This is a genomic window from Providencia sp. UF-183 (assembly GCF_058246155.1).
In genome coordinates this window covers 1-14,055 of sequence record NZ_JBSICD010000021.1, presented here as the reverse complement: position 1 = coordinate 14,055, position 14,055 = coordinate 1, and the positions used below count along the sequence as shown (strand labels likewise).

Genomic DNA, 14,055 nt, shown 5'->3' with positions numbered 1-14,055 from the left:
GAAACACTGAGAAATAAGTCAAATTTTTACACTTAACATCCTACCATAACTTTTGTGTTTGAAATTCACTGTTATGATGAGAGTTTCTCAGGTTATTTAACGATCACTTTCTCACTGATCCGATGAGTATTTTCAGCTCAGTTAGTTCATAATAGAATCAAATTTCATTACAGTCAGGAGAGGCTTAATGGCAACGGCACCAATTACAAAAAAACTTAAAAAAGCAAAAGGGCCAGCAAGTGGTGCAACCGCAGCAGGACAAGTCCAATCATTAAGCCGTGGGCTCACACTGTTGGAATATATTTCTGAATCCACTGGCGGCATCGCTTTAACAGACCTCGCATTGCAAGCGGGTTTACCTAACTCAACAACACACCGGTTATTAATGACCTTAGAACAACATGGCTTTGTACGCCAAACGGGTGATTTAGGCTTGTGGGTTATTGCTTCCAATGCCTTTATTATTGGCAGTAGTTTCTTAGAAAGTCGTAATTTATTAGCATTAGTTCACCCAATATTACGTCGTTTAATGGATGAGTCTGGTGAAACCGTCAATTTAGCAATTCTTGACCACACTGAGTACGATGCCGTTATTGTCGACCAAGTACAATGTAATGCATTAATGCGTATGTCCGCACCAATTGGAGGCAAACTCCCTTTACATGCTTCTGGCGCAGGTAAAGCGTTTATCGCTAATTTACCTGAAGACAAGCTCATCCCACTTTTAAGCCGTAAAGGGTTACATGCTTATACCCCTTTTACCTTAACCAATCCTTCTGCATTAAAAGAAAATTTACAACAAGCCAAGAAACAAGGGTTTTCTTATGATGATGAAGAGCATGCCTTGGGTTTAAGGTGTATTGGTGCCTGTATTTATGATGAACACAAAGAGGCTTTTGCCGCGATATCTATCTCTGGGCCATTATCTCGGATCACTGATGACCGAATTACAGAGTTAGGGGCGATGGTCATTAAAGCAGCGAAAGAAATTAGCCGAGAGTATGGCGCAAACCAGTAAGTTCGCTTCTAAAAGCACAAAATGCGGGGAAACCCGCACTTTTGATTAGTAATACAATAAAAAACAAAGGGAATTTAAAAATTAATCCCCTTGCTGGTTAGCCGGAGCATGTTCTAACTGCTTTGTTCGCTCAAAGACTTTAAATTTTGACATATCGCGATACTTTTCAATCAATGAAAGGGCTATAGCTTCTGTTTCTGCATCTGCTAAGCCCTCAATATCCCGCGGCCTGAAGTGTAATTGAAATGCACGTAAGGTTTTTTTCGTTTGTACATCCAACTGACCTGATAGCGGGATACCCGAATACCCATAAAACTTCAGTGCTTTTTGAATACGCAATATATTTGCAGGTTCATTCACATTACGTCCTGCAAGATACTTATTGACAGTTTTAGGATCTGGCCAAGCACCAATACCTTGTTGTGAAAGGCGTTGCCATGGAAATGCCTTGCCGGGGTCTTGCTTACGTAGCGGGGCAATATCACTGTGACCGATAATATTTTCGGGAGGAATGTTATACCGCTGCATAATATCTTTTAGTAGCGGAATTAAAGCGGTGATTTGCGACTCATTAAACTCAGGCCAGCCTTTAGCCCCTTTTTTCTCGCCTTGGAAACCCGCATTCACAATTTCAATTCCTATTGAGGAATCATTCAGGCTAGTATGGTAAAGCCAACGGCTATCACCCGCATGCCAAGCCTTTAATTCTTCAGGAACAAGTTGTAATACAATCGGTTTTCCATCTTTATAATCCGGGTGGCTAGGAATTAAGTAATGGGAACTGACCTTACCTTTCGTCAATATTTTAATGGAATGATCATCATCAGACACGGTATAGTGCAAAATAACATACTGAATGCGTTCACTGCTATTTTGGGAAGGGTAACGCTTATCGACGTAATAACCATTATTTGACGTAGGGGCAGTACACCCAACAAGTAAGAAAATGAGAAATATCCCTATATGTTTCAACATCAAAACTTAGCCTTATCCTACCTGTAGTATGTTGCATATTTAAACACAAGGTTATCGATAACACTATAGAAACCGTGCTGCTTTTCTACAGTAGAACTGAACAGAAAAATTGTAGGTAATATAAATTAGCATAGGTTTATTTTTTAAAGCTTACCTATTCCTTCCTATCCTTTACAGAAAAAATAAGTAACAGAAAAAATAAGTAAGCTTAGTTTTCATACTATAACGCGTTTTTTAGTTCAAAAATGAAACAAAAAAGCTTTTCATCAACTACCGTAGCTCTTTTACAAATAGGCGCTTATTGATACCCACTTAGATAATTAAATAAAAACACAAAAATTTATTAAGAAAATATTAATCGTTTTCATTTGAAAAAATATTAATTCAATTAATTATAGTTGTGCAAAATAGACTTAAATATTTTTCACTCTTAAGAATTTATCATCATAACGATACTTATAATAGTAAGTATAATCCATTATTTTTATTCGGCAGCGCAATAAATGAAAAATTAGTTCCCTGTAGGTTGAATCACTTTTTAGTACAGCAGATTAATCATGAAAATTTATTAAAACCTCATAAAAAGTTTTTAACTCGGTATCAACTCCTTTTTTTCATATTCAACCTGCTTAATGATCAATTTAGTAATTTCATTAATATCAATATCTAAAAAAATGACAATTTCAATTAATTTATCTAAACTTAATTTGTTAATCCCTAACTCATAACGAGACACTTGTTGCTGGCTTAACTGAATAATTGAACCTAGCTCATTCCCAGATAACCCCTTGCTCACTCTAGCTTTTCGTAAATGATTTCCTAATAATGCATAAATATTTTTCTTGTTAACGATATGCATAACCATCTCCTAAATAAGAAAATAAAATTTAGCTAGTATTAATCATTATAAAATTAATTAGATACATTTAAAATAGTTATGAACAATCAAAACATTACAAATCGATAGGCAAACGCATTTTTTATATACAAAAAAAAGAGACCTTGGTATTATTTATAAAGCAATCCATTGCTTTATAAAAGTTTTTTTTAAATCCAATAAAATTAAATTACATTGTGATATTTTATTGATCAAATCGATAATTTAATATCCTTTTACACTTTAAATGTTACTAGTAATAATTAGAAACTAATAAAAATAAGATTCTAATTTATATTATTTTTTATTTTTGTTTTTAAAAACAAAGCTAAATACGCTACAAATAACCTAATCTAAGTCAGATTATCCTTTATTTAGGCTAAATATTCAGAGTAAAAAATCAAATTATTTTTAATTTAGTCCGTTATCAAAATTTGTTCTAAAAACAACGATGCCTAATTTCCCATTCAAGTAACTGCGCAACTCACTATCACTAACCTTTAAGTTTCCTTTTAGTGATGATGCATTCCTAAATAAAACGGTGTCATTCTGACGGATCACAATGCCAACATGGGATACATCTAGCCCACTGTGCTTAGAATAAACCCCAATATAATCACCCGTTTTTAGATTTAAGATCAGGTTATCATCGATATAACTCACTGGTATATAGCTGATTAATCTATCTTTTATTGGCAACCCAGAAATAAATAAACTCGTATCATTTTTGAAGTTTAGTTTTTTATTTACAGATACAGCATGGGGGCTGATTTGTGTTGTAATATCCAACACAAGTGGATTAGGGCTTTGAGCCCAATCAGAAAAAAAATGTCGCCTGTTTGTAAACTGAATATCTTGATCTGTATAGCGAATTTTCGTTAAATTAGCGATAAATTGTTCGTAATTTTTCGAACGTTTAAAAGCCTCTGTGTATTCAATGAAAGTCATACAATCCATTGATTTTAAATTAATAATTAATGTTTCCGCCGAGAGTTGAGAATGATTTAATGTATGTTTGTTATACGGTGTTCCCAATAAAGAGCGAGTGATCACTTCTGTTTTTTCTTCTTGCTTATCAAATAAGCTCTGCTGGCTGAGTATATTCATTAAAATAGTATATGAACCAGCGGTGAGTTCTACCTTCCCATAAGTAATCGGTACAAATAACAGAATTACGCTAATAATAATCCACTTTAGCATTCCAACATGCCTGCAATTTTTATGATCCATCTTTTAAATCTATGACCCTAGAATGATATTAACTCTACAAAAAACGGCTTTATTTACCTCACTATAGCATGTCATTTGTATTTTTTCCGTACAGATGACCCCATATTGTAATTTTGATTCAGATCACAGTTAATGCTGAATCTCAATTTTGACGATTGCAAGTTAGGCAATTTCATTCAACAATGTTACCGGTAACATAAGAAAGGCATAGGAATATAAAAAAGTCAGTCCATCAAGAAATCCCCTGAAACGAAGCAGAAAATATGATGTTTTTCTCTCTTCTGGAGCAATTATCATGAGCAAAAAGATCTCTGAAATGACAACACCACCTGCTATCCATAGTGGCTTAGCACAGATCACTCAACGTATTATTTTGCGATCCGCAAAAACACGCGCCGCCTATTTAAACCGAATTGAATATGCACGTAGTACCACTGTTCACCGTGCTTCCTTAGCTTGTGGTAATCTTGCTCATGGTTTTGCTGCCTGCCAAACAGAAGAAAAACAAATACTAAAAAGCATGACTCGTACTGATATTGCGATTATTAACGCCTATAACGACATGTTGTCAGCCCATCGTCCATACGATAAATACCCTGAGCAATTAAAAAAAGCTTTACTCGAAGCTGGCTCTATTGGGCAAGTTGCGGCTGGAGTTCCCGCCATGTGTGATGGTGTGACTCAAGGACAAGACGGCATGGAATTATCGATGCTCAGCCGTGATGTTATTGCAATGTCTACAGCGATTGGTTTATCTCATAATATGTTTGATGGTGCTTTATATTTAGGTATTTGCGATAAAATTGTTCCAGGATTAATGCTTGGCGCCCTATCATTTGGCCACCTTCCCGCCATTTTTGTTCCCGCAGGTCCCATGTCTACAGGGCTGCCCAATAAAGAAAAAGTACGTATTCGCCAATTATATGTGGAAGGAAAAGTAGGCCGAAACGAATTATTAGAAGCAGAATCAGCCTCATACCATGGCATTGGAACCTGTACTTTTTATGGAACAGCCAATTCGAATCAAATGGTTATGGAGGTCATGGGTTTACATTTGCCAGGCGCATCCTTTGTTCCCCCAGAAACGCCTCTGCGTGATGCTTTAACCAATGCAGCTGCACGGCAAATTACTCGACTAACTGAGCAATCAGGCCAATACTTGCCGATCGGGCAGTTGGTTGATGAAAAAGTCATCGTGAATGGAATTGTTGCCTTACTTGCGACTGGTGGTTCAACAAACCTCACCATGCACCTAGTTGCAATTGCTCGAGCTGCAGGGATTATCATCAATTGGGATGATTTTTCCGACCTATCTGCAATCGTCCCGTTAATTTGCCGTATCTACCCAAATGGGCAAGCAGATATTAACCAGTTCCAAGCCGCAGGCGGTGTCCCGTTGCTCATTTATCAGCTACTACAAAAAGGGCTGCTACACGAAAATGTAAATACGGTCGCAGGCTTTGGTCTTTCTCGTTATACCTTAGAGCCTTGGCTAAATGATGGGCAGCTAGAATGGCGAGAAGGCCCTAAAGATTCATTTAATCCTGAAGTGATTGCTCCAATAGAAAAACCATTCTCTCACCATGGTGGAACTAAGCTATTATCAGGTAACTTAGGTCGTGCAATGATGAAGACATCAGCCGTTCCTGAAAAAAACCAAATTATTGAAGCACCTGCTGTGGTTTTTGATAATCAAAATGATATTGCCGCACAATTTGAATCCGGTGAACTAAATCGTGATTGTATTATTGTTGTGCGTTTTCAAGGGCCCTCTGCTAATGGTATGCCAGAACTCCATAAACTAATGCCGCCACTTGGCGTACTAATAGATAAGGGCTATCAAGTTGCCCTCGTGACTGATGGCCGACTATCGGGTGCATCAGGTAAAGTCCCTTCTGCTATCCACGTGACCCCTGAAGCTTATAATGGTGGCCTGCTCTCAAAAGTCAAAGGTGGCGATATGATCAGAGTGGACGCAATAACTGGCGAATTGCAACTCCTTGTTGATGACAAAGAACTCTCCCAACGCCAGTCCTATAAGCCAAACCTAAGTTCCGAGCACATTGGTTGTGGAAGAGAGCTTTTTGGTGCACTGAGACGTAACTTATCGGATGCTGAACAAGGCGCTTGTAGCATTGATTTCTAAACTATTTTTATTGAATGGGAATAAAATATGAAGAATTGGAAAATGACAGCTGAAACCGTTCTAAAGCAAAGTCCTGTGGTTCCAGTCATTGTTGTCAAAAAACTAGAACAAGCCGTGCCTCTAGCAAAAGCCCTCGTTGAAGGTGGTATCAAAGTGTTAGAGGTGACTTTAAGAACTGAGTGTGCAATTGATGCAATCCGTTTAATTGCCCAAGAAGTTCCAGAAGCCATTGTCGGAGCTGGTACAGTCATTAATGCAAAACAGCTTACGGAAGTTTCCCAAGCTGGCGCTCAATTTGCTATCAGCCCAGGATTGACCGACGAACTATTAGCTGCCGCAGTTCAAGGAAATATTCCTTTAATTCCAGGTATTTCGACTGTATCTGAATTGATGCTTGGTATGAATTATGGCTTGAAAGAATTCAAGTTTTTCCCCGCAGAAGCGAATGGTGGCGTGAAGGCATTAAAAGCGATTGCAGGCCCATTTTCGCAAGTGAAATTCTGCCCTACGGGTGGAATATCATTAGCTAACTATCGTGAATATCTGGCGCTAGATAGCGTACTTTGTATTGGTGGATCATGGCTAGTGCCTGAAGATGCGCTAAATTCGGGTAACTACGAAAAGATCACACAGTTAGCTCAAGAAGCAGTGCAAGGCGCAAAAGCTTAAAATCGTTAGCGGCTCGGCGATAACCGAGCCATTAACCCACTTAAGTTACCTTTATAATTTAATAAGTTAACACAACGCCACCCCATTAAATTGGTGACAGAAACGTAATTCTTCACGGTATGCATAAACATCTTCGACATAACCATCCAAAATGCGTTTTTGCAGTTTTTGCCAATAATCCGCTGAAAATAAATCCCCATGATGTTGCTGTAAATAATGTCGAATCTGTGAATTTTGGCAAATAAATGACGCAAATTCTTCAGGGAAAACATCATGCTCCCCTATGCTATACCAAGGCTCCCCAGATAATTCCTGCTCGGGGTACAGCGCCTCTGGTATATGGCGAAAATTTACCTCTGTCATATAACAAATTTCGTCATAGTCATAAAATACAACTCGCCCATGCCGCGTCACTCCGAAGTTTTTAAAAAGCATATCACCCGGAAAAATATTTGCTGCTGCTAACTGTTTAATTGCCCACCCGTATTCATTCAATGCATTATTTAGCTGCTCGCTATTTGCGTTATCCATATAGATATTCAGCGGCACCATCTTTCTTTCCATATATAAATGGCGAATTAATATCTTATCGCCCAGATCCTCAATTTGTGATGGTGCCTCGTTTAATAACGCCATCATCAATTCGTGACTCACGGCACTTTTATTTATCACAAAGTTTTCAAACTCTTGCGTATCTGCCATTCGCCCTACTCGGTCGTGTTCTTTGACAATCCGATAACACTCTTGGACTCTTTCTTTTGTCACATTTTTTTGAGGGGCAAATGTATCTTTAATGATTTTAAATACACGATCAAAAGCAGGTGCAGTGAACACTAACATCACCATGCCTTTAACCCCAGGCGCAATGGTAAATTGTTCTCTAGCAAAGTTAATATAGGCTAAATACTCCCGATAATATTCAGTTTTCCCATGTTTTTGGCACCCGATAGCCATATAAAGTTCAGCAATTGACTTACTTGGTAGTATTTCTCTTAACCAAAACACCAATGCGGCGGGAAAAGGGGCATATACCATAAAATAAGAACGTGCAAAACCAAACACGATGCTCGCCTCATCAAATGTAGTTAAACAAGTATCAATATATATTTTATGATTATCATCGTGATGAATTGGCAATAAAAAAGGGTACACTTCATCATCAATGTAAATTTTGCCTACCAACCAAGCTGCCTTATTGCGGTAAAACAGTTCATTTGCAATATGTACTCTACATTTTTGCGTATTAATATGTAAAAAGCGATATTGCAGAGTTTCTATAATGCATTGAATATCAAAATTTAAATCTCTCCAAGGCAACCTTAAAGGTAGCCCACTTAAAATAGAGAATAGTAAAGGCGCTAAATTGCCTTCCACCTGATATTCTCGCGAGAGAGGCCGCGGGGACGTCGAAAAACGCCTCATGGGCTGAGAGGTGAAGATAAATAAGTTATCTTGGGTCAGTTCTCTACGCTGAAATAATCGACAATATACAGAGTTAAAAAAACTTTCTGCAATTTCAAACCGCGGATAATCAGGCAGTAATGTTTTATAAACATGCTTAATTGACGCCAATTTATCAGGAGTTAATGATTGTACTAACCCCATAAATTGCAACTGAGCTACCACTAAGCCAACATGGTGGTCATAAAGTTGAATACGCTGCTTCATTGCTGATTGTATGGCATGCCAATCGGCTTGCTCAAACCGCTCTTGAGCTCCAGATGTTATTTCAAGGAAGCGTCCATATTGTGCATCAAACCCCTGCAAGATTGTCTGGGCGATGACCTGTTCAGTTGTCAGTATCATATTTGCTCCCATTTAATAAAAAACAGGCACTTACGTGCCTGAAAGTTAACCGATACATCAAATAAACAGAGACACCGAATAAAGGAAATATTGACTAGAATTGTTCTTCTTCTGTTGACCCCGTTAAAGCGGTTACTGAAGAAGTTCCCCCTTGGATAACTGTTGTTACTTTATCAAAGTACCCCGTACCCACTTCTTGTTGATGTGAAGAGAAGGTATACCCCTTATCCATCGCAGCAAATTCACACTCCTGAACTTTTTCTACATAATGGCGCATACCCTCGCCTTGTGCATAAGAGTGAGCGAGGTCAAACATGTTAAACCACATACTGTGGATACCCGCTAATGTAATAAACTGGAAGCGATACCCCATCGCAGCAAGTTCATCTTGGAATCGAGCAATCGTGGCATCATCTAAATTCTTCTTCCAGTTAAACGACGGAGAGCAATTATAAGCCAGCAATTTGCCTGGGTATTTCGCATGGATTGCATCTGCAAACTGCCTTGCCGCTTCTAAATCAGGTTTCGATGTTTCACACCAAACAAGGTCAGCGTAGGGTGCATAGGCCAAGCCACGGCTGATCGCTTGATCGATACCAGCATGGGTACGGAAAAAGCCTTCAGAGGTACGCTCTCCCGTCACAAAGTCTGCATCATAGTCATCACAATCTGAAGTCAGAAGATCAGCAGCATCCGCATCCGTACGAGCAATTAAGATAGTCGGCACACCAGACACATCCGCCGCTAATCGAGCAGCAACCAATTTTTGGATAGCTTCTTGAGTTGGCACTAAAACTTTGCCCCCCATATGTCCACATTTTTTTACCGCCGCAAGTTGATCTTCAAAGTGTACCGCAGCAGCACCTGCCTCTATCATATTTTTCATTAATTCAAAGGCGTTTAGCACGCCACCAAAACCTGCCTCCGCATCCGCAACAATAGGTAAAAAGAAATCAATGTATTCTTTATTATCTGGCCCAATCCCATTTGCCCATTGAATTTGATCAGCTCGGCGAAAGGTATTATTAATTTTCTGAACAACCGAAGGAACTGAATCAACAGGATAAAGTGATTGGTCCGGATACATGCTCGAAGCAGTATTTGCATCCGCAGCAACCTGCCAGCCTGACAAATAAATCGCTTCAATACCTGCCTTTGCTTGCTGCAAAGCTTGCCCACCCGTTAATGCGCCGAGCGCATTAACATAACCCTTTTTGGATTTTCCGTGTAGCTGATCCCAAAAACGTTCAGCGCCTTTACGTGCTAATGTATGTTCAAGGTTGACTGAACCACGTAGCTTAATGACTTCTTCCGCCGAATATGGGCGTGTAATGCCTTTCCAACGTGGTTTTTTCCATTCATTTTCTAATTGGGCAATTTGCTCTAAGCGCGATGTCGTCATGATCCACTTCCTTTATAAGAATATGTAGGGTTTATCGAATGTGATGTTTGCTATTGTTAGTCTAATAATTGGTATCCAGGAATAGTCAAAAACTCAATGAGCTCATCTTGGGTTGTGATACGTCTCATTAAGTCTGCAGCCTCCCTAAAGCGTCCACTCTGAAAGCGTTTATCGCCCAGTTCTTTTTGAATAACTTGAAGCTCTTCATCTAGCATTTCTTCGAAAAGGACTTTGGTCACCTTTTCGCCGTTTGATAAAGACTTACCGTGTCTTATCCATTGCCATATAGAGGTTCTTGAAATTTCAGCCGTTGCCGCATCCTCCATTAACCCATAAATAGGGACACAACCATTACCTGATATCCAAGCTTCGATATACTGCACCGCAACACGGATATTTGCTCTCATTCCAGCTTCAGTTCTTTCACCAGAGCAGGGTGTTAAAAGTTGTTCAGCTGTGATTTCAGAGTCAAAGTCGCGCGACACATCCAGTTGATTTGCCCGCTTACCAAGTGCTTTATCGAAAACCTCCATGACAACATTTGCTAAACCTGGGTGTGCGACCCATGAACCATCATGACCATTTTTTGCCTCTAGCTCTTTATCAGCCCTTACCTTGGCTAAAATCGTCCGATTTTCTTCTTCATCTTTACTTGGAATAAATGCAGACATCCCTCCCATCGCAAATGCACCACGATGATGGCATGTCTTAATTAATAAACGAGAATACGCGCTTAGAAACTCTTGTGTCATAGTGACAATCTGGCGGTCAGGTAACACTCGGTCAGAGTGCTCCTTTAATGTTTTGATATAGCTAAAGATATAATCCCAACGACCACAATTTAAGCCAACAATATGGTGGCGCATGTGGTAAAGAATCTCGTCCATTTGGAATACCGCAGGCAATGTTTCAATCAAAACAGTTGCCTTAATTGTTCCGCGAGGTAATCCTACAAAATCTTCGGCTGTGCTAAATACATCGCTCCACCATTTGGCTTCCTGCCAAGACTCTAATTTTGGAATGTAGAAATAAGGGCCACTGCCTTTTTTTAACAAGGCTTGGTAGTTGTTGAAAAAATAGAGTGCAAAATCAAATAGCCCACCAGGGATTGGTGTTCCACCAAATAACACGTGCTTTTCGTCAAGGTGTAAACCTCTAACACGGGCAATCAGCACAGCAGGGTCTGATTTCAGTTGATAAACTTTGCCGTTTTCATTGGTATAAGAAATATCCCCATTAATGGCATCACTTAAGTTGATTTGCCCATCAATTAACTTTTCCCAAGAAGGGGAAAGAGAATCTTCAAAGTCTGCCATAAAAACTTTAACGTTAGAGTTCAAAGCATTAATAACCATCTTACGTTCAACAGGGCCAGTAATTTCAACCCGACGATCACGTAAGTCCTCTGGGATGTTTTGTATTTTCCAATCGCTATTTTTTATGGAATTCGATTCCAAAATAAAACTCGGTAATTCCCCAGCATCAATCTTAGCCTGTCTTTCTAACCTTTCTTGCAGCAATTGATTTCTACGAGGTAAAAAAAACTCAACTAAATGAGAAAGAAATTCAATAGAATCATTATGTAATACTCTATAATCTTGATGAGGTATTTCTTTAGTAAATATTAAATCTGATGCTAATAATTGATGTTCCATTGATCAGTCCTCATTCATATCGGGTTATGAATTAAGCTTAAGATCAAAATAAAAATAAATCAAAAACGATTTCCATTTTAATAAAATAACCACTTAACACCATGATAGATATATGTTTTTAATAAGCAATTTTTTAAGTTTTGATTTTCATTATCAAAATGAAATATGTTAAATAGCCGTTAAATCAAGCAATTACTAAACATTTTTTCGTTAAAGTAGTTTGTCTGAAAAACAAAAAAAGCAGCCACTGAGTAGCTGCTTTTATACTGAAAAAGATTTTTAAATCGGAATTTAATTCCAAGATAATAAGTAAAACCCCATATCTTCAATGATTATTAAAATATCAGCAAAATAAAGGTTCTTTTTTAGTCTAGTGTCGGTTCCATGTGGCTAAGATCGAAAGGTGTGATCTGGTACACATAATAATTCAACCAATTTGAAAAAAGTAGATGCCCATGACTGCGCCAACTGATCAAAGGCGGGTTAGTTGGATCATTATTTTTAAAATAATTACATGGGATCTCTGGCGAAAGTCCTGCATCAAAGTCACGCCAGTATTCTTGAGCAAGTGTATCTTTATCGTATTCAGGGTGACCTGTAACAAAGGCGAGACGTTTATCTTTAGAGCCAAATAAATAAGCTCCAGCCTCTTCAGAACTCGCTAATATTTCTAAGTCTGTATGCTCACGGATAAGGTCCTCCGGAAAATCAGCATATCGTGAATGAGGTGCATAAAATGAGGCATCAAATCCTCGAGTTAATAATGCATGTGGCTCTAACGTATCATGCTGATAAACACCCGAAAGTTTTTCCTTACGTGTCCATTTTGGTAAATCATAAAGCACTTTTAAAGCAGCCTGTACCGCCCAACAAACGAAAAGTGTTGAGGTTACATGCTCTTTAGCCCATGCAATTACTTTTTCTATTTGGCTCCAATAACACACATCATCAAATTCAACTAAGCCCAAAGGGGCTCCAGTGACAATTAAGCCATCAAAGTTTTGCTCTTTGATATCCTCAAAATCACAATAAAAATTATTCAAATGTTCTGTTGGTGTATTTTTAGATTCTCTTTGGTCGATTCTTAAGAGTTGGATATCGACCTGTAGAGGCGTATTTGATAGAAGTCTTAAAAACTGGTTTTCAGTTTCTATTTTTTTTGGCATCAAATTCAATATCAATACTTTCAAGGGACGGATCTCCTGAAGGCTAGCTCTTGTCGTTGTCATGACAAAAACATTTTCTTCTCGTAAGAAATTCACTGCAGGTAACTCGTCTGGTAAACGAATTGGCATCGTTCATCCCCTTTTTATACTTTTATACGTTTAGACTTCTAGAATGCTAAATAATCTAACCAATGTTACGCACCTTGTCGAGTATTTCAAGAGTGATTGAAATAATTTCATGCAAAGCCGCTTGCCATGAGTCCTTTTCAAATATAACTCACATGTAATCTACTGATTTTATATATTTTTTATTTACTCATATCATTTTATAGATACACATTTAACTTATATATTTTTGATATAAATTAGAACTAATTCAATCGCCTTTTCTCTAATTTATATCTATGGCTTATCCTAACTTAGCAACTATGTTTTATATCTCTCAACTCTATTTCCATATTGAAACGTTAAATCTACCAAATCAAAAATTATCCATTAGTCCAAGTAAGCTACCAAAATCAAATACTTCAATAGAAATAGGTAAGACAGATAGGATGAGTTGGATAACTTGTAAGTATCTATAAAGAATGATAATCAGCTTCATAATCAGGTACAGTCAACACAACACGAATGAAATTAATAAATTAGTGTCTCTATCAAGAAGCAGTGTTTGTAACTAACAGCCACTCTTACCTAATGAGGTGCTAAAAGGCGCAATAAAGAGAACTGATACGATAAGAAAAGAGATAAAACACCTGTTAATTGCCAAGCGGATTATTGATTAACAATGAAAAAAATCCCTAGATAAATAAGTTAATTGCCAAGTGAACTACTGATTGGCTTATGATTAACTAACGAGAGGCTTTATCGCTTCATCTTCAGGCCTTACCAACGCTAAAAAGACAAAGGGCGATTTTGGGTAGGAAAAGAGGCTATGATCGGAACTAACATGATGAAAATCGTAGTACTCCCGATAATTGCTTAGCCGATTATTGATTAATGATGATAAAAAGATCCCTAGATAAATAAGTTAATTGCTAAGTGGATCATTGATTAACTTATGGCATTTGAGCCGCTTCCTCTTTCAGCCATAAAAAATAATGGGCAGGGT

Annotated in this window: 10 protein-coding genes; 3 read left to right on the top strand and 7 right to left on the bottom strand. The window is 38.1% G+C overall.

Going from position 1 to position 14,055, the window contains the following annotated elements:
* Positions 1-187 precede the first annotated feature (187 nt).
* Positions 188-1,018, top strand: coding sequence for a glyoxylate bypass operon transcriptional repressor IclR (gene iclR / locus AC4IFT_RS17465; protein WP_490735926.1), 831 nt, complete (start codon positions 188-190; stop codon positions 1,016-1,018).
* A gap of 81 nt (positions 1,019-1,099) precedes the next feature.
* Here the strand turns inward: iclR and AC4IFT_RS17460 are convergent, their stop codons facing one another.
* The 3 genes from AC4IFT_RS17460 to AC4IFT_RS17450 all read right to left on the bottom strand — a co-directional run bounded on the left by AC4IFT_RS17460 (position 1,100) and on the right by AC4IFT_RS17450 (position 4,100).
* On the bottom strand, positions 1,100-1,993 hold the full coding sequence (locus AC4IFT_RS17460) for an N-acetylmuramoyl-L-alanine amidase (RefSeq protein WP_490752071.1): 894 nt from the start codon (positions 1,991-1,993) through the stop codon (positions 1,100-1,102).
* Between the two features lie 589 nt (positions 1,994-2,582).
* On the bottom strand, positions 2,583-2,852 hold the full coding sequence (locus AC4IFT_RS17455) for a helix-turn-helix domain-containing protein (protein WP_490735922.1): 270 nt from the start codon (positions 2,850-2,852) through the stop codon (positions 2,583-2,585).
* Between the two features lie 429 nt (positions 2,853-3,281).
* On the bottom strand, positions 3,282-4,100 hold the full coding sequence (locus tag AC4IFT_RS17450) for an N-acetylmuramoyl-L-alanine amidase-like domain-containing protein (RefSeq protein WP_490752069.1): 819 nt from the start codon (positions 4,098-4,100) through the stop codon (positions 3,282-3,284).
* 295 nt (positions 4,101-4,395) lie between these two features.
* Between AC4IFT_RS17450 and edd the strand changes: the two genes are divergently transcribed.
* Together edd and AC4IFT_RS17440 are read left to right on the top strand one after the other, a co-directional pair.
* Positions 4,396-6,246 (top strand): phosphogluconate dehydratase, encoded by a 1,851-nt coding sequence (gene edd, locus AC4IFT_RS17445; RefSeq protein ID WP_490752067.1) that lies wholly within the window; start codon positions 4,396-4,398, stop codon positions 6,244-6,246.
* A gap of 27 nt (positions 6,247-6,273) precedes the next feature.
* The gene (locus tag AC4IFT_RS17440) at positions 6,274-6,915 is read left to right on the top strand and encodes a bifunctional 4-hydroxy-2-oxoglutarate aldolase/2-dehydro-3-deoxy-phosphogluconate aldolase (protein WP_490735916.1); all 642 of its coding nucleotides are present in this window, start codon (positions 6,274-6,276) and stop codon (positions 6,913-6,915) included.
* Between the two features lie 66 nt (positions 6,916-6,981).
* Here the strand turns inward: AC4IFT_RS17440 and aceK are convergent, their stop codons facing one another.
* From aceK to metA, 4 genes are all read right to left on the bottom strand, one after another.
* The gene (gene aceK, locus AC4IFT_RS17435; protein ID WP_490752065.1) at positions 6,982-8,721 is read right to left on the bottom strand and encodes a bifunctional isocitrate dehydrogenase kinase/phosphatase; all 1,740 of its coding nucleotides are present in this window, start codon (positions 8,719-8,721) and stop codon (positions 6,982-6,984) included.
* 94 nt (positions 8,722-8,815) lie between these two features.
* Positions 8,816-10,123: an isocitrate lyase gene (gene aceA, locus AC4IFT_RS17430; protein ID WP_490735912.1), complete on the bottom strand. Its 1,308-nt coding sequence runs from the start codon at positions 10,121-10,123 to the stop codon at positions 8,816-8,818.
* Between the two features lie 56 nt (positions 10,124-10,179).
* A complete protein-coding gene (aceB, locus tag AC4IFT_RS17425; RefSeq protein WP_490752063.1) occupies positions 10,180-11,778 on the bottom strand; it encodes a malate synthase A in 1,599 nt (532 codons plus the stop codon).
* A 365-nt stretch (positions 11,779-12,143) separates the two neighbouring features.
* Positions 12,144-13,073 (bottom strand): homoserine O-succinyltransferase MetA, encoded by a 930-nt coding sequence (metA, locus tag AC4IFT_RS17420; RefSeq protein ID WP_490735908.1) that lies wholly within the window; start codon positions 13,071-13,073, stop codon positions 12,144-12,146.
* Positions 13,074-14,055 lie beyond the last annotated feature (982 nt).

Excerpts from the sequence above, each read along its gene's own strand:
- aceA (WP_490735912.1), bottom strand. The coding sequence starts at position 10,123 with ATGACGACATCGCGCTTAGAGCAAATTGCCCAATTAGAAAATGAATGG.
- metA (WP_490735908.1), bottom strand. The coding sequence starts at position 13,073 with ATGCCAATTCGTTTACCAGACGAGTTACCTGCAGTGAATTTCTTACGA.
- aceK (WP_490752065.1), bottom strand. The coding sequence starts at position 8,721 with ATGATACTGACAACTGAACAGGTCATCGCCCAGACAATCTTGCAGGGG.
- aceB (WP_490752063.1), bottom strand. The coding sequence starts at position 11,778 with ATGGAACATCAATTATTAGCATCAGATTTAATATTTACTAAAGAAATA.
- AC4IFT_RS17450 (WP_490752069.1), bottom strand. The coding sequence starts at position 4,100 with ATGGATCATAAAAATTGCAGGCATGTTGGAATGCTAAAGTGGATTATT.
- AC4IFT_RS17460 (WP_490752071.1), bottom strand. The coding sequence starts at position 1,993 with ATGTTGAAACATATAGGGATATTTCTCATTTTCTTACTTGTTGGGTGT.
- AC4IFT_RS17455 (WP_490735922.1), bottom strand. The coding sequence starts at position 2,852 with ATGCATATCGTTAACAAGAAAAATATTTATGCATTATTAGGAAATCAT.
- edd (WP_490752067.1), top strand. The coding sequence starts at position 4,396 with ATGAGCAAAAAGATCTCTGAAATGACAACACCACCTGCTATCCATAGT.
- AC4IFT_RS17440 (WP_490735916.1), top strand. The coding sequence starts at position 6,274 with ATGAAGAATTGGAAAATGACAGCTGAAACCGTTCTAAAGCAAAGTCCT.
- iclR (WP_490735926.1), top strand. The coding sequence starts at position 188 with ATGGCAACGGCACCAATTACAAAAAAACTTAAAAAAGCAAAAGGGCCA.